20 protein-coding genes and 2 pseudogenes are annotated in these 17,655 nt (G+C 47.0%); 19 read left to right on the forward strand and 3 right to left on the reverse strand.

All coding sequences use genetic code 11. The features are described 5' to 3' along the window. The first annotated feature begins 185 nt into the window (after nucleotides 1-185). The 15 genes and pseudogenes from JCM10519_RS17920 to JCM10519_RS17970 all read left to right on the forward strand — a co-directional run bounded on the left by JCM10519_RS17920 (nucleotide 186) and on the right by JCM10519_RS17970 (nucleotide 10,181). Nucleotides 186-1,060, forward strand: a pseudogene (locus JCM10519_RS17920) ([Fe-Fe] hydrogenase large subunit C-terminal domain-containing protein). A gap of 190 nt (nucleotides 1,061-1,250) precedes the next feature. Continuing rightward, entirely contained in the window at nucleotides 1,251-1,976 is a 726-nt protein-coding gene (locus JCM10519_RS17925; RefSeq protein ID WP_054740842.1) for a hypothetical protein, read from the forward strand. Continuing rightward, nucleotides 1,910-2,233 carry a hypothetical protein gene (locus JCM10519_RS17930; protein ID WP_347844646.1) on the forward strand — a complete coding sequence of 108 codons (324 nt, stop codon included), beginning with the start codon at nucleotides 1,910-1,912 and terminating at the stop codon, nucleotides 2,231-2,233. Before JCM10519_RS17925 ends, JCM10519_RS17930 begins: the two co-directional genes overlap by 67 nt. Before the next feature lie 40 nt (nucleotides 2,234-2,273). After that, nucleotides 2,274-2,776 (forward strand): annotated as a pseudogene (greA, locus tag JCM10519_RS17935) (transcription elongation factor GreA). Between the two features lie 21 nt (nucleotides 2,777-2,797). Further along, nucleotides 2,798-4,147, forward strand: a complete 1,350-nt coding sequence (locus JCM10519_RS17940) for an MATE family efflux transporter (RefSeq protein ID WP_054740846.1) — start codon at nucleotides 2,798-2,800, stop codon at nucleotides 4,145-4,147. Further along, nucleotides 4,140-4,340 (forward strand): hypothetical protein, encoded by a 201-nt coding sequence (locus JCM10519_RS31455; protein WP_347844647.1) that lies wholly within the window; start codon nucleotides 4,140-4,142, stop codon nucleotides 4,338-4,340. The genes JCM10519_RS17940 and JCM10519_RS31455 overlap by 8 nt, the downstream gene beginning before the upstream one ends. Continuing rightward, nucleotides 4,324-4,755: an HAD-IA family hydrolase gene (locus JCM10519_RS17945; RefSeq protein ID WP_347844648.1), complete on the forward strand. Its 432-nt coding sequence runs from the start codon at nucleotides 4,324-4,326 to the stop codon at nucleotides 4,753-4,755. The genes JCM10519_RS31455 and JCM10519_RS17945 overlap by 17 nt, the downstream gene beginning before the upstream one ends. Nucleotides 4,756-4,813: 58 nt before the next feature. After that, on the forward strand, nucleotides 4,814-5,695 hold the full coding sequence (locus tag JCM10519_RS17950; RefSeq protein ID WP_054740849.1) for a DNA glycosylase: 882 nt from the start codon (nucleotides 4,814-4,816) through the stop codon (nucleotides 5,693-5,695). A gap of 181 nt (nucleotides 5,696-5,876) precedes the next feature. After that, nucleotides 5,877-6,938 (forward strand): ATP-binding cassette domain-containing protein, encoded by a 1,062-nt coding sequence (locus JCM10519_RS17955; protein WP_054740850.1) that lies wholly within the window; start codon nucleotides 5,877-5,879, stop codon nucleotides 6,936-6,938. Beyond that, nucleotides 6,938-7,804, forward strand: a complete 867-nt coding sequence (locus JCM10519_RS17960) for an ABC transporter permease (RefSeq protein ID WP_054740852.1) — start codon at nucleotides 6,938-6,940, stop codon at nucleotides 7,802-7,804. Before JCM10519_RS17955 ends, JCM10519_RS17960 begins: the two co-directional genes overlap by 1 nt. 10 nt (nucleotides 7,805-7,814) lie before the next feature. After that, nucleotides 7,815-8,828: a GldG family protein gene (locus JCM10519_RS17965; RefSeq protein ID WP_347844649.1), complete on the forward strand. Its 1,014-nt coding sequence runs from the start codon at nucleotides 7,815-7,817 to the stop codon at nucleotides 8,826-8,828. Next, nucleotides 8,797-8,964: a hypothetical protein gene (locus JCM10519_RS31460; protein ID WP_347844650.1), complete on the forward strand. Its 168-nt coding sequence runs from the start codon at nucleotides 8,797-8,799 to the stop codon at nucleotides 8,962-8,964. The genes JCM10519_RS17965 and JCM10519_RS31460 overlap by 32 nt, the downstream gene beginning before the upstream one ends. Nucleotides 8,965-9,002: 38 nt before the next feature. Then, nucleotides 9,003-9,185: a hypothetical protein gene (locus JCM10519_RS31465; RefSeq protein WP_347844651.1), complete on the forward strand. Its 183-nt coding sequence runs from the start codon at nucleotides 9,003-9,005 to the stop codon at nucleotides 9,183-9,185. Nucleotides 9,186-9,199: 14 nt separating this feature from the next. Beyond that, nucleotides 9,200-9,427: a hypothetical protein gene (locus JCM10519_RS31470; protein WP_347844652.1), complete on the forward strand. Its 228-nt coding sequence runs from the start codon at nucleotides 9,200-9,202 to the stop codon at nucleotides 9,425-9,427. Between the two features lie 19 nt (nucleotides 9,428-9,446). Further along, nucleotides 9,447-10,181 carry a DUF4340 domain-containing protein gene (locus tag JCM10519_RS17970; RefSeq protein WP_347844653.1) on the forward strand — a complete coding sequence of 245 codons (735 nt, stop codon included), beginning with the start codon at nucleotides 9,447-9,449 and terminating at the stop codon, nucleotides 10,179-10,181. A 585-nt stretch (nucleotides 10,182-10,766) separates the two neighbouring features. Here JCM10519_RS17970 and JCM10519_RS17975 read toward each other — a convergent pair. From JCM10519_RS17975 to JCM10519_RS17985, 3 genes are all read right to left on the reverse strand, one after another. Continuing rightward, the gene (locus JCM10519_RS17975; protein WP_054740854.1) at nucleotides 10,767-11,423 is read right to left on the reverse strand and encodes a heparinase II/III family protein; all 657 of its coding nucleotides are present in this window, start codon (nucleotides 11,421-11,423) and stop codon (nucleotides 10,767-10,769) included. Beyond that, the gene (locus JCM10519_RS17980) at nucleotides 11,398-12,795 is read right to left on the reverse strand and encodes a heparinase II/III family protein (protein ID WP_054740856.1); all 1,398 of its coding nucleotides are present in this window, start codon (nucleotides 12,793-12,795) and stop codon (nucleotides 11,398-11,400) included. The genes JCM10519_RS17975 and JCM10519_RS17980 overlap by 26 nt, the downstream gene beginning before the upstream one ends. A 146-nt stretch (nucleotides 12,796-12,941) precedes the next feature. After that, complete coding sequence (locus tag JCM10519_RS17985; protein ID WP_054740858.1) at nucleotides 12,942-14,642, reverse strand: hypothetical protein; 1,701 nt, start codon at nucleotides 14,640-14,642, stop codon at nucleotides 12,942-12,944. A 354-nt stretch (nucleotides 14,643-14,996) separates the two neighbouring features. Here JCM10519_RS17985 and JCM10519_RS17990 point away from each other — a divergent pair, with 354 nt between their 5' ends. The 4 genes from JCM10519_RS17990 to JCM10519_RS18000 are packed head-to-tail and all read left to right on the forward strand — an operon-like array spanning nucleotide 14,997 to nucleotide 17,652. Continuing rightward, a complete protein-coding gene (locus JCM10519_RS17990) occupies nucleotides 14,997-16,049 on the forward strand; it encodes a sulfatase-like hydrolase/transferase (protein WP_054740860.1) in 1,053 nt (350 codons plus the stop codon). Continuing rightward, nucleotides 16,043-16,345, forward strand: a complete 303-nt coding sequence (locus tag JCM10519_RS17995) for a sulfatase/phosphatase domain-containing protein (RefSeq protein WP_054740862.1) — start codon at nucleotides 16,043-16,045, stop codon at nucleotides 16,343-16,345. Before JCM10519_RS17990 ends, JCM10519_RS17995 begins: the two co-directional genes overlap by 7 nt. Next, nucleotides 16,338-16,490 (forward strand): hypothetical protein, encoded by a 153-nt coding sequence (locus tag JCM10519_RS31475; protein WP_347844654.1) that lies wholly within the window; start codon nucleotides 16,338-16,340, stop codon nucleotides 16,488-16,490. Before JCM10519_RS17995 ends, JCM10519_RS31475 begins: the two co-directional genes overlap by 8 nt. A 28-nt stretch (nucleotides 16,491-16,518) precedes the next feature. Continuing rightward, nucleotides 16,519-17,652: a glycoside hydrolase family 88 protein gene (locus JCM10519_RS18000; protein ID WP_054740864.1), complete on the forward strand. Its 1,134-nt coding sequence runs from the start codon at nucleotides 16,519-16,521 to the stop codon at nucleotides 17,650-17,652. The last annotated feature ends 3 nt before the right edge of the window (nucleotides 17,653-17,655 follow it).

Raw genomic sequence — 17,655 nt, forward strand, 5'->3', positions numbered from 1 at the left:
AATGCTTAAAGCGCTGTCCTTTCGGCGCCCTGGGAATCGGAAAGGATGGGGTTACCGTGGATCCGGAGCTGTGCCTGGGCTGTGAAAATTGCATTGAAGGCTGCGCACCGGAAAAGCTGACAGCCAGTACGGATATTATCCCGGCTTTAAAAGCGGTCAGAAGCTCCAAGGGACTGGTATACGCAATGATAGCTCCCGCATTTTTAGGCCAGTTTTCAAAAGAGGTTACTCCCGGAAAGCTAAGGACGGCATTAAAAGCCGTAGGGTTTGACGGAATGCTGGAGGTTGCCTTGTTTGCGGACATCCTTACATTAAAAGAAGCCCTTGAATTTGATAAAAATATTAATGATATTAACGATTACCAGCTGACAAGCTGCTGCTGTCCCATGTGGATCGGCATGATCCGTAAGGTCTATCACCAGCTGGTTCCTCATGTGCCTGGCTCAGTATCACCTATGGTTGCCTGCGCAAGAGTGGTAAAAGCGCTCCATCCGATGCTTTGACCGTGTTCATCGGGCCATGTCTTGCCAAAAAGGCGGAAGCCCGGGAAAAGGATCTGGCTGGTGCGGTTGACTATGTGCTCACATTCCAGGAGGTAAAGAATATATTTGATGCCCTGGGAATCGATCCGGCTGTTATGGAGGAGAGCGAAAAGGACCATTCCTCAAGGGCCGGAAGAATTTACGCCAGAAAGGGCGGAGTCAGCGAAGCAGTAGAGAGCACGGTAAGAGCCATTAATCCCAATAAAAAAACAGAGATCCGTACCAAACAGGCGGATGGAGTGCCTGCCTGCAGAAAGATGATCCAGGATATCATGGATGGAAAGATTGAAGCAAACTTTTATGAAGGCATGGGCTGCGTGGGCGGCTGCGTGGGCGGACCAAGATCTATTTTAGGAGTGGAGAAGGGAACAGAACTGGTCAATGATTACGGAGAAAAGGCGACCTACGGGCATCCGGCTGAGAACCCATATGTGATCGAGCTGCTGCACCGCTTAAACCTGGACAGCATTGAAAGTCTGCTGGAAGAAACAGATTTATTCAGCAGAAATATCACTTAAGTAAAACTGCCTTTATAAGTCTTATACCATTTCAATATTTTAATGAAATCAGTACACGGGAGCCATGGCAGTCGGTTCCCATGTACTGATTTTTGGTTTTCCCGATTGCATCTTGCTTTTCACCCCTTAAAAATGCTAATATAAAAGAGTATGCATGGACAATACAGGCAACTGAAAGAAGGGAAATAATATGGCAACAGGCAGAATGAATCAGCTGTTGGTAATGGTCAATTTATGCAGCAGTGTTGTAGAAGGAATCGAGCACCTTATGGCCTATGAGGAAAATGAACGGCTGAAAGAGGACGCTGTTACAGGGCTTTTTACTTTGGAGGAGAATTTAAGGGTATTTAAGGCAGATAAATCCGTGATCCATGAAACGAGATGGATGGCAGAAGTCATAAAGAACAGGCTGTTTGTTTATGATCAGGAATTTAAAAACAGGCTGTACCGCTGGTATTTTTCAACGTTAAAGGAGCTTCGGAACCTGATGACGGCAGAAATAGAACGGTGTCCTGTCTGCTCAGGGAAAGGTACCCCCCATTATGGAGCAGTGTTCTATATGGAAAGCGGGGAGCCGGATCAATATGTGCTGGAGCCGGTCCGGGTCTTTATGAAGTGCAGAGAGTGCGGTAATTATTATCTTACAAAGGAAGAAAGCCGGTTTGTAAACGGAAAGAAGGGCTCTCGCCGCACAAAGGCAAGATGTGAACAGCTTCTGGCTGATATTGGTGTATTTGCGGCAGAAGAAACCATGCTGTTTATTGGAGAAGAGAAAAGTCCATTATATAAAGAAGCCAGAAAGGCTGGATATCATCCTCAGGCCATATCCCTGGAAGAAGCCGTAGGCAGATGGAAGGCGGTAAGGAGACATACCGGATCGTCCTCATTGACCGGATCCCCCGCACTCAGGATATGAAGCTGGTCTTAACCCAGGCGGCGGAGTACTTGGCAGATGACGGGATTCTCTGGTTTGACGGGCCGGATCTGGATAAATCCATTAGAAATCTGGAAAAAAGGGGAGCTTCCATGTGGAAGGGAGAGGCGGCAGAGGTCTGCCTGACGGACAGGGGAATCGATGCTTTGGCGGAAAAATGCGGACTTTCCATAAAATCATACCGTCATGTGGGAACTGCTTCCGGGCGCATTGAGGTGATCGCCCAAAAGAAGGAATGACAGCTCCTATAGGAGAATGCAAAAAAAAGGAAGGGATAGCGTGTTTGACAAATTAACAGAAAATGATATTAAGAAAATGCAGGAAGAAATAGACTACCGGAAGCTGGTCGTACGGAAGGAAGCTTTGGAAGCGGTAAAAGAGGCAAGAGCCATGGGGATTTAAGTGAAAACTTTGAATACCATGCCGCAAAGAAGGACAAGAACCAGAACGAAAGCAGGATCCGTTATCTGGAAAAGATGATAAAAACGGCTCAGATCATATCCGATGAATCCAAAGACGATGAGATTGGACTTTATAATACGGTTGACCTTTATTTTGAGGATGATGACGAGGAGGAGACCTATAAGCTTGTGACAACTGTCCGCGGGAATTCCGTGAAAGGCCTTATAAGCTCAGAGTCCCCTTTAGGAAGGGCGATCATGGGGCATAAGGTAGGCGACCGGGTTTATGTAAAGATCAATGATAAAACAGGTTATTACGTAGTGGTGAAGCGCCTGGAAAATACAAAGGATGATGGCAGTGACAAGCTGAGAAGCTATTGATCTGTCAAAGGGACAGGCGATATGATGAAGGATATGACAAGAGGAAACATTTCCTCCGGGCTGATACGGTTTTCCATTCCGCTGGTTCTGGGAAATTTATTTCAGCTCACCTATAACGCGGTGGATTCCATCGTGGTAGGACGGTTTGCAGGGGAGGAGGCGCTGGCAGCGGTTGGTGCGGCAGGCCCTGTCATGAACATTGTGATCCTGGGGATTACCGGGATATGCATTGGGGCTTCGGTGCTGATGAGTGAATTCTTTGGTGCTGGAAGCCATGAAAAGCTAAAGCGGGAGATAGCCACCACCCTTTTGTTTGGTTTTTATTTTTCTCTGGTCATTGTGGGCCTAGGGCTGTTTTTTTCCGGCGGGGTCATAAGGCTTCTCCGTGTGCCGGAAGAGATCACAGAAGAGGCAGCTGTTTATTTAAGGGTTATATTAATAGGAACGCCCTTTACATTCTTTTACAATGGAGTGGCCTCGGCTCTTCGGAGCGTGGGCGATTCAAAGACCCCGGTCCACTTCCTGGCTATGGCTTCGGTTTTAAATGCATTATTGGATCTTTTATTTGTGGCTGAGTTTCATATGGGAGTTTTCGGGGCTGCATTATCTACGGTCATTGCAGAGGCAGTTTCCGCGGTCCTGTGCATTTCCTACATATATAAGAAGGTTCCCCTTCTTAAGCTTAAGCCAAAGGAATTCCGTATGGACCGGGAGCTTTTAAGGCTTACGGCCAGGCATGGAGCGGTCACGGCATTGCAGCAATCCTGCCAGCCAATTGGCAAGCTTTTAATACAGGGAGTTATAAATCCTCTGGGCGTCAGCACCATTGCAGCGTTTCAGGCGGTGAACCGGGTGGATGATTTTGCCTTTACGCCGGAACAGAGCATTTCCAGCGGAATGATGACCTTTGTGGCTCAAAACCGGGGAGCCGGTAACGGGGAACGGGTCAAAAAGGGCTTTCGGACCGGGCTTTTCATAGAAGCAGGTTACTGGGTGATCATATGTATTGTCATCCTGCTGGTGAAAGAGCCGGTGATGAGATTATTTGTATCTGATGGGGATGGGGCCATGGTAAGGATTGGGGCCGAATATTTAAGCCTCATGGCTTTTTTCTATCTGCTGCCGGCCTTTACCAATGGGCTCCAGGGATTTTTCCGGGGAATGGGGAATATGTCCATCACCCTGATCTCCACCTTGATCCAGATTTCCGTCCGGGTGGTATTGGTGGTCCTGCTGGTTCCTTCCATGGGAATGAACGGCGTTCCCTATGCATGCCTGGCCGGCTGGGCTTGTATGCTGGTTTATGAGGTTCCCTACTATTTCTGGTTTAAAAAGAAAAATGAATTATTACAGGAGAAAAATCATGATTAAAAATATAGTATTTGACATGGGAAGAGTGCTGGTACATTATGATGGAGACATTGTCTGCAGGCATTTTATTGAGGATGAAGCGGAGAGGAAGGCAGTAAGAATCGCTGTTTTTGAGTCACAGGAGTGGCTGTTTCTGGATATGGGGCTGATTTCAGAGGAAGAGGCTTTAAAAAAAGATGCAGGCGCGTCTTGACACCGCTCATGCAAAGGAAATGGCAGCTCTTTGCCTGGAGCGCTGGCATGAATATAATATGTGGCCTGATAAAGAGATGGGGGAGCTGGTAGGACAGCTTAAGGAGAAAGGATATGGCATCTATCTTTGTTCCAATGCTTCCCTCCGTCTGCTGACGTGTTATCATATCATTCCAGGAATTGAACATTTTGACGGGATATTATTTTCCGCTGAGGTAAAGTGTTTGAAGCCTCAAAAGGAAATGTACAGCCATTTGTTCGAGCGGTTCCAATTAAAGCCGGAGGAATGCTTTTTTATTGATGACTTGCCCATGAACATTGAAGGGGCCAGGGCCTGCGGCATGGATGGATACTGCTTCGAGGACGGAGATGTGAAACGGCTGAAGGAATTTTTGACCCATATCAATGATAACTAGTTACAGCCTGGAATTATAAGGTTTTGTGGTTTTGCAATGAAATGGAGAAACGCTTATTATGTACCGGATTCAGATAAAGGATATGGATTTTGAACAGATTGCCAGATCAGGCCAGTGCTTCCGGATGGAAAGCCGGGAGAAGGAAAACGGGGTCTGGACGATTGCGGCAGCAGGAGAATATGTGGAAGCGGTGAAAGAGAAAGATGGTTTCCTCTTTTCTTGCGGTGAAAGGGAATTTAAGGAAACATGGGCCGGTTATTTTGACTTGCAGACTGATTACGGCGGCTATAAAAGACGTGTGGATTCTGAGGATTCCTATCTAAAGGAAGCCATGGAATGGGGCTGGGGTGTCCGGATCCTTCATCAGGACTTGTGGGAAATGCTGGTGACCTTTTTGATTTCCCAGAATAATAATATTACCCGCATTACAGGCAGCGTCAAGGAGCTGTGCAAACGGTTCGGTGATAAAAGGAAAGGACTTGGCCTGATCCTGTCTTCTGACGGAAGCTGGAAAGAAACTGAAAGAGACTATAATGCTTTTCCGGAGCCGGAGAGCCTTTCTGCGGCAGGTTTAGAGGGACTGTCCGGACTGGGCCTTGGTTACCGGGATAAATATATCCTGTCCATTGCAGAAATCTGCAGCGGGCCGGAGGGAAGGGAATGGCTTTTGCGCTTAAAGGAGGCAGATTATAAAAAGGCCCACAGCATACTGATGGAACAGTATGGGATCGGAAGAAAGGTTGCAGATTGTGTCTGCCTGTTCGGTCTTCACCATGTGGGGGCCTTTCCTGTGGATACCCACGTAAAGCAGATTTTAGAGCTTTACTATCCCCAGGGCTTTCCCTTGGAGCGGTATCAGGGATATGCCGGAATTCTACAGCAGTATATGTTTTATTATAAGATAAATCAAACATCCCGCAGCAAGCTGCCAGGTGTTTGATCCTTGCAGCTTGAGCCATATGCAGGAATGAAACCATTCCTGTGCATGGCTCATTTTTAGTTTGTCGAAATGTTTCATACTTTTATCACACAATAAACAAAAATATATCACACAATTTTCACAATTCCCTTTTACCCTATGTATGGATGCAGAATGCATAAAAGAACAGGAGGAGAGAGAGTTGATTGAAGTCAGGAATCTGGTAAAGGATTACGGCGGCCATCTGGCTGTGGACCATTTGAGCTTTACCATCAACGATGGCCAGATATATGGCTTTCTAGGGCCAAATGGAGCCGGAAAATCTACTACAATGAACATTATGACCGGGTACATCGGCGCCAGTTCGGGGGATGTGCTGATCAATGGCCATAATATACTGGAAGATGGGGAGGAAGCAAAGAAGTGTATTGGCTATTTGCCGGAGCTTCCCCCGCTTTATGTGGATATGACTGTGGAGGAGCAGCTGCTGTTTGCTGCAGAATTAAAGAAAATTCCGAAAAAGGAGAGAAATGAGGCTGTTTGCCAGGTCATGGAGCTTGCCAGACTGGTTGACGTAAAGGGCCGTTTGATACGCAACTTATCAAAAGGCTACCGGCAGCGTGTGGGTCTGGCCCAGGCTGTTTTAGGGTTTCCCCCGGTCATTATTCTTGATGAGCCTACCGTGGGGCTGGACCCCAAGCAGATCATCGAAATCAGGGATACCATCCGCAAGCTGGGGCAGAAGCATACGGTTATCTTAAGCTCCCATATCCTTTCCGAGGTCAGCGCAGTATGCGATCACATCATGATCATTAATAAGGGAAAGCTGATTGCCAGTGATACACCGGAAAATCTGGAGCGTCAGATGGCAGGAACCGCCGGAATGGAGCTTTTGGTGAAAGGAGGATCAGAACAGATCCTTAAAATTCTGGAAACCATTCCCCGGGCAGCCGATATATTGGTACAGGAGAGCGGAGAAGATGGAATAAGCAGGGTCACTTTCCGAATTTCCACAGAAGAGGAAGAAGGTGGAGAGGATATGCGGGAAACCATTTTCTTTGCATTTGCCGGCCAGAGGCTTCCCATTCTTTCCATGCAGACCACAAAGGCGTCTCTTGAAGAGGTGTTCCTTGAGCTGACTGGAGAAGGGGAGACAGAGGTTATAGAGACAGGAGAAGGTCCTGAAACAGATGATTTTGAAGAGGAGCCTTCAGAGGCTGACTTTAAGGAAGAGGATGCAGACGGAGAGGGGGATGAAGAATAATGGCAGCTATTTACAGAAGGGAACTGAAAGCCTACTTTCAGTCCATGACCGGATACGTATTTATCGCCTTTATGGTGCTGTTCATAGGAATTTACTTTATGGCCTATAACATGCTGAGCGGATATCCCTATTTTTCCTATACCTTGTCCGGCATGGTGACCATTATCATGATCGGTATCCCGGTGCTTACCATGAGAAGCTTTGCAGATGACCGGAAGACGAAGACAGACCAGCTTTTGCTCACCTCTCCGGTATCCGTTACCCAGATGGTCATTGGAAAGTATCTTTCCATGATAACCGTCTTTGCTGTTCCGGTGCTGCTTTCCGGAATCTGTCCTCTTATCATCAAGATGAACGGAAATGCGAATTTAAAGGCGGATTATGCTGCCATACTGGCCTTTTTCCTGCTGGGATGTGTCTATATTGCCGTGGGGATGTTTATTTCTTCCTTAACCGAGAGCCAGATCATTGCTGCGGTAGGAACCTTTGGGATCATCCTTTTGCTGCTTTTATGGCCCAGCCTTGTAGGGTTTCTGCCCACATCGGCTGCCGGCTCTGCTGCAGGGTTTTTGATTCTCTGGACTGGGATTGTTTTTGTTGTTTACCGTGTAACAAGCCATGGCCCTCTTGCAGTGATTCTGGAAACGGCAGGAGTCCTTTGCATTGCAGTGCTATACCTTATGAAAAAGGGTCTTTTTGACCGTGCTCTGACCAATGTTTTGGAAAAGATTGCGGTGACCGACGTGTTCCAGAACTTTGCCAGTCATTACATCTTTGATGCAGGCGGTCTGGTTTACTATATCAGCATCATATTCCTGCTGATATTCTTGACCGTGCAGTCCATAGAGAAACGCAGATGGAGTTAGGAGGATGGAAATGACCAGAAAATTAAAAAAAGGGCGGCTATACGGCGATCCTTTCCGTAATCGTCATAGCAGCGTGGTAATATTAAACTTAATCGTGGGCCGTCTTCCGGAAAAGGTACGGCAATGGGATATGAGCAGCAGCCGGATCTATACCCTGGGCGGGACCACAAAGGATCTTATGAAGGGACTTGATAAGGATGTCACGATTTACGTAGTAGCCGCTCCGGATTCTGTAGATAAGCGGATTACAAGCTTTATAAAACGCTATGAGGATTTGTCCGGTCACATCAAGGTGGAGACCGTGGATTCCGTCCTTCATCCGGACCAGGTAAAAAAACTGAAAGCGCAGGATAATACGCTTTTGGTAAGCTGCGATTCTACAGGCAGGACAGAATCCATCGCCCTGACGGATATTATTAAAATAGATGAAATGTCCTACTATTATTACGGACAGTCCAAGGAAACTGAATTTGACGGAGAAGGCCAGCTTACCGGGGCTATTTCCCATGTGATCAATGATGTGGAGAAAACGGTTTACGTGACAGAAGGCCATGGAGAACCGGCTTTAGGAGCTGCGGCTTCTGACATGCTGAAAAAGTCCAATCTGACTGTGAATTCCTTAAATCTCCTGACAGGAGGCAGTATTCCTGAGGATTGTGAACTTTTGCTCATCAATGCTCCGGCATCAGACCTGGCTAATGATGAAAAGAAGATGATTTCTGATTACCTGGACAAAGGCGGAAGGGTCATGATCCTTGCCGGCTATGCTGAGAAGGACCGTCCTAACTTAAGTGCCCTGATGAATGATTACGGCCTGAACCTGGAAAACGGGCTTGCGGCAGATACCAAGAAGTTTTATCAGAACAACCCCTACTACATCTTTCCGACCATACAGGCAGGAAGCGAAGTGACAAACGGCATTGACGAAAAAAAGTACGGCTCTTGTCCTGCAGTCCGCAGCCCTTACCCAGAAGGAGGATTTGCCGGAAGGTGTGGAAGTGACTCCCTTTATGGAGACCAGTGACGGAGGTATGCTGGTAACGGCCGATAAGCAGACGCAGGGAACCTATATTCTGGGAGCCGTAGCAGAAAAGACTTTAAGCTCAGGAACAGCACGTTTGACCGTATTCAGCACCCCTTCCCTTATTGATGAGGCTTAAACACCAGCTTTACCAACTTAACCAATTTAGATCTTTTCATGAATGCGGTTACAGCCAATTTTGATGACGTTTCCAATGTATCCATTCCGTCCAAGAGCCTGGATGTGACCTATAACACGGTTACCCATGGAGGCATGTGGGGAATCCTGTTTATTTTTGTCATTCCCGTGGTGACGCTGGCAGCGGGACTTATGATCTGGCTGAAGCGCAGACGTCTGTAAAAGGAGGCTAAAACATGAAAAAGAAAAGAGGCCTTTTGTACGGAATAGCCGCCCTGGCAGTCCTGTGTGTGGTCTATGTGGGAGTGGGCCAGTATATGAACCGCTCCCAGGAACAGGCGAAGGAGGAGAAGGAGGGAGAGATGGTCTATCTCACCGATCTTTCCAATGTTTCCAGCCTTTCCTATGATTTTGACGGCCAGGAGCTGTCTTTTACAAAAAAAGGAGGGCAAATGGAACTATGACGGGGATGACCTTTTCCCGGTGAAACAGGCGGAAGTGGATGCCATTGCTTCCACGGTTTCAAAGCTGGAAGCCCTGCGGAAGCTGGACGGCGGTGACAGCTTACGCGCCTATGGCCTGGATCAGCCCATAAGAAGGATTACCGCAGCAGCGGAAGATGGGACGAAATCTGTGATCCTCCTTGGCAATGCCACCGGGGACGGGGATTATTATGCCGCTCTGGAGGGGCAGGACACTCCGTATCTTATAAGCTCTGCCTTGTACAATGAAACCAGCACCGGACTAAATGATCTGATGGCCCTGGAAGAATTTCCGGCTGTTTCCGGAGCTGACATAAATACCATTACGGTTACAAAGGCAGGCTCCAGTGAGTTCTATGTAAAAAAGAAGCTGGATGATAAAGATGGGACCATCGAATGGTACAGGGACTCGGCAGATCAGCCGGACAACAAACTTTCTGATAATTCCGGCTTAAATGTTCTGGCGGATTCCTTAAGCAGCTTAAAGGTAAAAAGCTGTCCCAATTATAAGGCACAGGAAAATGAACTGGCAGGCTACGGCTTGGATCAGCCGGCTGCGGTCATTACCTATACCTATGATAAGAACGGCTCGGAAGAAACCTTTACGCTGTCCATAGGCTCTTTAAACAGTGATTCCAACTGCTATTACACCCGTACGGAAAATTCTTCCAATATTAATGAAATTGATAAAGCTTCCATTGATAAATGCCTGACAGTAAACAAAGGCATTTCATAAAAAGAAATAAACGGTACCCTGATAGAAAGATATGGAAAGGAGGGGAATAGCCTCTGTTTCTGTGTCTGACCATCAGGGTACTGTTTGAAGTGGAGTGCTTCCCGTTAATAGAACAGTAAAATATTTTATTTTTAGGTTAAGTATCTGCCGATTTTGGCAGTCACGCCATATACACTTGCGGTGGATCGCAGAGGGCGTCGAAGTAATGAGGGACAAACAAATGCTTATTTTCATTCTTTAATTTATTAATTTTATACTGATAATTATAAAGTGCGCACCATGACCTGGGAACGCACTTTCTTCATAATCTTCGTATTCATGAATCCAACGATATAAACTATTATAATGGATGTCTAGCTGTTTCGCTGCATCTGAGACAGGCAGTTCATTGCGCCCTGGGGTTTTGTGTGTTAATGCAACTTGCTATTAAATTTTCTGGTACCATTTATATTATCCTTTAATACAGAAAATGTTAAGGAAAAGCTCTATCTTAAAAATCAGCAAAAAAACAGCCAGGCACTCATCTGGAGCAAATGCCCGCATTATTCAGTTAATCAGGCTTTTAGCTTCATTTAGCTTACAGATTTATAATAGAAGCGTCAGCTCGTTTTGATGCAGCGACAGGCGGTAGTCGTGTCCTCCAGTTCGGAATGATACAAGGAAGGCACCATCGGCCCGGAACTCTTTACTAATGCTGGTAACTTCCGGAAGGGGGCTTCCTGCAGGGACTGGATAAGCAACGGATACGAAACCATGGCGTCCTTCAGCAAGATGTTCTGCTTCAAACCGAGCAATTATGGTGTCGTGAGCTACGTCATCTCTCGTGGATATCCTGGCGGGAATGGGAGAAGGAACTGTCTGGCCGTCAGAGAATATACCGATGTTAGCTTCATTGGACAGAGAACGGACAAGACGGTGTTCGGAATCAACCATGACAGTGGGGCAGTCTATATGGAAGTTGATCTGCACACTGGAATCAGGCACAACTTCATCCAGCAGATCCAAGATCAGCAGGAACTGTTTGTCCACCAGGGAAACAACGCGTTTATGAATGGCCGGGGTATAGTTTAAATGCTCTCCCACGGCATACATCAGTCTGTCTGTTGAGCTCACTGATAGAATGTCACCTGGCTGCTGCGGGCCGTAGTTCCAGGAGGAGATATATTTCCAGGGGTCCTGATGATTGAGTGTCAGGCAGTTGTGCCAGTGGATGGATTTAAATTTTTTTGCGGTCTTCATCATCACGAAAACAAAAGATGGCCGGGTCGGTCAAAAGAGGGAATCCGTAAGCGGTAAAATCAAATCCTGCCGGGTCCATGTGCGCGTGTGCGTTCTGGATTGGTGTGCGGCAGGCGAACATCAAAGAGAGGGCATTCTGTGACCAGTTTGTGCGCATAAATACCTGCTTTAAGTCTTTCTGCCACGAAATTGTGGGCAGTACAGGAAGCGCTGGGCTTTCCTTTGCATTGTTGAGGGCGCGGTGTAAATCATATAAGTCGTCCACTTCCCAGATATACTTTGAGGCGGCTTTTTCCAGTTCTTCATAACTGTAATAGGTCCGTGCCTGGGCGATATAACTGCTGTCCCCAAACGCCAGATAATGGCAGAAAGCTCCCCAGGAAAAGGTTCCTGTAAAGGTATTGCTGTCTCCCCATGGACAGTTCCCCCCGCTAGGGCGGGTGGCGTGAACGGAATACTCCACCATACGTTTTATACGTTTACGGTACTCATCAGAGACAGTAAAATGGTATTTTTTTGACAGCAAAATAGGAAGGACAAACCAGTAAAGGCAGCCGTTATGGTAAGACGGGCACCCCTCGATCTGTCCTCCTCCGGAGGTGACCTGAGCGAAAATACTGCGTTCCAGCTCATGCACAGCGTGCTGCTTCCACATTTCAGAATCTCTGAATTCCGGAAACATGCAGGATAAGTAGAGCAGTCCGTTATTTTCCATCAGGTAGTGGTTATGATCCGCGTTGGGCCATAGAATCGGAGGAACGGCATAGAGGACTTCGGCGTGCTGATAAACGCTGGTGAGATAGGTCTCCAGAAAATCTTCATCTATATAGCTGGTATCAATTAAATGATGGATTATGTACGGCCAGGTCCGGTACATGCGAATGCCGGTTTCGAGGGAACGCCAGATACCCTGATTGCATCCGCAGCCTCCAAAATTCTCTACAATCACGTTCCCGGTCTCATCATATAATGGCTGGCGCGGACAGACTTCGATCCAGTGATAGAACTCTTCTATTACTTTACCGGCATATTTGTCATCACCGGTCAGAGAATAGGTCTCCAGCATGCTTCGCCAGTGATCCATACGGTTTAAAAAGTAGGTATATTCCGCATCGTTAAAAAGGTTCTCATGCCATTTTACTGGATTACCGATAAAATGCGGGGAAGCGGAACCAGGGAGAACGGCCATTCCGTTAAAGCAGCTTTCACCCTGTTCCACCTGCACTTTATAAATGTCAGGAAAGAGACGGTGTATGGTATCTCCATGCTGCATAAAAGACATGCCCTGCCGGAATTTTTTTTCCCGTTCCTTAAGGTTCACGAGGACGTCGTGGACAGAAAGTCCGTCCTTCAATACTTCTGTAATGTGTTTCATGCTGTTTTTATCAGTCCATGACGGACTGATAAACCTCCTTTCGCTGTTGGTTTTTAAATTAAAGTTTATTTACTTTCAGATGAAAACAAATCTGACTGTCTTTGGAGGCAATTACTGCCTTTATGGCCTGTAATCCCGGAGCCAGATTATAACATCGTTCCAGGCCATGGGGCAGAAGCAGATGGCCCTGTTCTACGGTTAAGATGATTTCCGAGAGCTCTTTTCTGATTATAAGCTGGTTTTCGCTCAGTAATGCGGATTCTTCCGCTTTTGAGATCAGGGGGCACTGATAAAAAAACGCGGGGATCGCTTACATCTGCTTTGAAACGAAAGCTGTCTTCCCGGAAAGTATAGCGGCTTTCATGGGTTGTCCGCTTAGCGGGGAGTGCATGGTTTATGTCAGGAAGATGCCCCTGGACGTGTACTGTGTACTCGCCTGGGGTGTCCTGATATGACATCACGCATTCGAAATCGTACAGGGACGTGAAGCGTATGCCGTCTTCCTCATATTCCAGGGCAGGGGAAAGGCACTCGTGGCGGGCGAAACGGGGAAGCTGCATGTTCGGTGGTTCTTCTGTCTGGTACTGACTCATTGAGGCGCACAAAATGGGGCCGGCCGCAGGGTGCCATAACATGGTTAGATTTCCGCCGCTGGCGTGACCACCCGGAATATATTCAAAATCATTTGCGGTGATAGAAGCAAGCATACCGTGGCAGCTGATGAAATAACTGTCAATATCAGCAAAATGCCGGACACCTTCGTCTCTGAAAAGGGGAATAGGCATGGGCGATTCCGGAAAAGAAGGTTTTTGGTTTAAAATATCCGCAAGAACCTTTGCGTGAGTAAATGTATGGTGTACACAGGCGCGTTCACCGACTGCAGTATAGTGGGGGCCGCCATAGAGCAGACCGTTGTGAGTACACCGCCGGAGTAACTGGAGATTGGCGTATGCCGCCGGGGCGAATGCGGGATTATGGTTTGCCAGTAGGAGCAGGCCGAATGCAGAACCATCCGTAGTACGGCTTCCCCAGTAGCTCCATTTGTAATTCCGTGTACCAAAGCTGTTATTCCAGCCTCCGTCAGGCAAGAACGCATGCAGGTGGGTTTCGAAAGACCGTGCAACCCTGTCTTCTAATTCTGTATCCCCGGTAATTCTGGAACAGGCGGCCAGCGCAGGCAGGGATTCTTCCACATTGTAGCCGATATCAACGGCACGGCATCCCCTTGTGGTCCGTCCATCCGAAGGGTGCCCCTCGCCAAATAAAAAACCGTCTGTCGGCATGTGGTTTAATGCCTTTTGGAGGCTGGTTCGGGCATACGCTGTATATTCAGGCATATTAAGCAGCTCGCCGCAATAGAGCATGGTTAGCGCATTGGTAATGCAGTAGTTAATATTATTGGTGTTCAGCTCCTCGAAGTGATACAGGAATTTTGCGGCCTTACATAACCGCGCCATCCACGTCTGCCGGGTATCTTCGTCAAGAATGTGTCCATGGAAGGTCAGTGCCTCCGCCAGTTGAAGCGCGCTGAATACAGTGGTTCCCTGCCAGTCACAATCCATGTCATTAACGTAGGAACCGTCCGGACGTGAGACAGTCTGCTCAGCCCATTCGAACAGTCTCTTTGCAGCATCCAGAAAACGCGGATCATGATGGATATCGGCCAGATAGAGAAACGGGTAAATAGCCTCAAAACATCTGCCGTGAATCCTGGCGCAGGCAGGGCACAGAATACCACCGTACAGCCCTTTAGCGTCAGAGCATGTAATCTGCAGGGTTAAAAGCTTTTCACACCAGTCTTTCAGCAGAGTTTCACATAAAGTGTTTATCCTGATTTTCTGTACCATCGTTTATCCCCTCTTCTTCAGTTTGATCGTTCTTGTATTGTGCCTGGCATTATGCTTGGTTTCAGTGTAATTTAAGGATAAGATTTCTTCAATGATACTTTTTCGCGGGGTAACAATCTTTTTGCGGAGCGTGTGTAAAAGGAAGAAAAAACCTGTTGAAAACAACAAAAAAACAGTGGGCATATCCGTAAAAATGATTGAAAATATGAGGGGAAATCACCATGCAAAAAAAGTGTTATTTTACAATTATTTGATCATTGTGTTTTAAGAATATGCATGATATGTTCACTATAATGGAACTACGCCTTATCTGTATAAAAAACAATTATACGGACGGAGGGGAAAGGGAAAAACATGAATAAAAACGACAAAAAGGAAGATATGCCAAACTGTATATTAATAGCTGCGGATCAGCTTCGTTATGATGTGCTGGAGAAGGGATACACCCCCAATATTGACGCCCTGATGCAGGACAGTGTCCGCTTTTCCAACGCGTACTGTGCAAGTCCACTCTGTGTGCCCGCCAGAGGCGCGCTGTTTACCGGAACTTACCCGGGAGTGAATGGAAGCCTGATTAATGGATGGTTTCCGCCCGAGGAACTGTATTCCAAAGTAAAAGAAGGGACTGACCATCTCTACAGCATTATGGAACACCTGGGGATGGAGTGTATCCACAGTGGAAAACAGCATTTATTTGTAGAAGGAATACCGCTGGAGAAGCGCCCTGATACGAAGACAAGATGGCTGACGACAGAGGAGAGTTACCGTACTTTTGTGAGAGGTCAGGGGAAGCGCATGCCGGGAGGGCCACTCTTTACCACCCCGATTCCCGAGATGGCTGACGGTGTACATACCAGAGTCTGTTCTTATTCCAATCCTCATACTGGACTGTACGAGGAAGGATATGACTGTTATTTCGACGGTTATTTTACGAATGCCGCCGTGAAGGCGCTGGACGGATTTTCCGGTGAAAAACCTTTGTTTTTGAGCATGATGTATGTGGCGCCCCATCCACCGTTTGATATTCCGGACCCCTGGTATTCTCAGGTAAAAACAGAGGATGTGGAACTGCCGGACAATGTGAACCGATGGTATGAGAACCAGTCGCCCTTACAAAAATATAATCTTACGGGATACATAGGTGGCGCTTACCGGCTGGAAGACTGGAAAGAAGCCTGGAGGACCTATCTGGGGCTGGTATCCCTGCTGGATCAGTGCGTGGGCCGGATTATCGGGAAGCTGAAGGAAAAGGGCCTGTATGAGAATTCTATAATTGTATTCACCTCTGATCACGGCGAAATGCTGGGCTCTCACTGCCTGTTCCAGAAAATGTGCATGTATGAAGAGTCTGCCAAAACTCCTTTCAGCATTCATCTGCCAGGGGGAAGTAAAAAAAAGGGATGGTGAGGGAAGAGTTTATCAGCCATATTGACGTATTTCCTACAATCTGCGATTTTTACGGAGTCACTCCGGCCAGTGAAGTGAGTGGCGCTTCCTTAAAGGGGCTTTTAGAGGGGACAGGAAGAGTTAAAGAACGCCCTGTCTATATCCAGTATGATGGCAATGGTTCCCGCGGCAATTTCCAGAGGTGCGTGATATGGAAGAACTATAAATATATTGTGGATCTTTTTAAAGATGAGTATTATCTGGAACTTTACGATTTGAAAAATGACAGGCAGGAAACAAAAAAATCTGTTGTTTGAAGAAGAGGAAGATAAAAAGAACGGATACTGGGAAACAGCGATGGAACTGAATACACTGCTTAAATCCCATCTTCAGGAGATACAGGATGATCTGGTTCTTCCGCCCTGGAATCCCGCAGAATTTATGAAAAATTATAATTATTAACCGGTTTATGTAAAGGAGGTTTTACGCTGTGGAAAAATGGTTAGCGCTTTTATTTCAAAAAATGGATATCAAATTTCAGGCAGAATGTGAAAGAATGGGGGAGAAGATTCCTTATCGGACAATAGAAGGAAGCTATAAAACGGATTATGGTGAAACGGATATTTACTGGTGGACAAATGGCTTCTGGCCGGGGATTTTATGGAAGATGTATCATGCCACGGGGAAGGATAACTATCGTAAATGTGCGGAACTGGCGGAGAGGAAGCTGGATAAGGCGCTGCATGATTTTATGGGACTGCATCACGATATTGGATTTATGTGGCTTCACAGTGCAGTTGCGGATTACCGGCTGACCGGTTCAAAGGAGTCCAGAACACGCGGGCTTCTGGCGGCCAATATTCTGGCGGGCAGATATAATCCGGCAGGAAAATATATCAGAGCCTGGAATCCTGAATGTGTGGAAGAAGGGCAGGATTGTACCGGCTGGATCATCGTGGATTCAATGATGAACATACCGCTTCTTTACTGGGCCTCTAAAGAACTAAAGGATCCCAGATTTTATTATATTGCAAAGGCTCATGCGGATACTGTAAAAAGAACTCTTGTCAGGGCCGACAGTTCCTGCGGCCATATTGCATGCCTGAATCCGGACTCCGGTGAACTTACAGAGATTATGGCTGGACAGGGATATTCGGCCGCCTCTTCCTGGTCACGCGGACAATCCTGGATACTATATGGATTTGCGTTGAGCTACCGTTATACGAAAGATCCTGAATATCTGGATACGGCAAAAAGGACGGCTCATTATTTTATTTCTAATATCTCTTTAACGGATTATATTCCTCTGTGCGATTTCAGACAGCCTAAGAAGCCGGTATACTGGGACGCTTCGGCCGGGCTTTGCGCGGCCTGTGGATTGCTGGAGATAGCGGAACATGTAGAAGAGCAGGAGAAGCGGCTGTACCGCAGTCATGCGGAGCAGATTGTGAAGGCGGTGTCAGAGCGGTGTTGTGACTGGAATCCGGAAAATGATTCTGTTGTCCAGAATTGTAAGGTAGATTACCACAGCACCGGGAATCAGCAGACAGATCTGATTTATGCGGATTATTTTATGGCAGAGGCTGTTCTTCGTCTTGCAGAAAAAGATTTTCTGATATGGTGAGGA

The organism is Clostridium sp. NkU-1, from assembly GCA_001312405.1.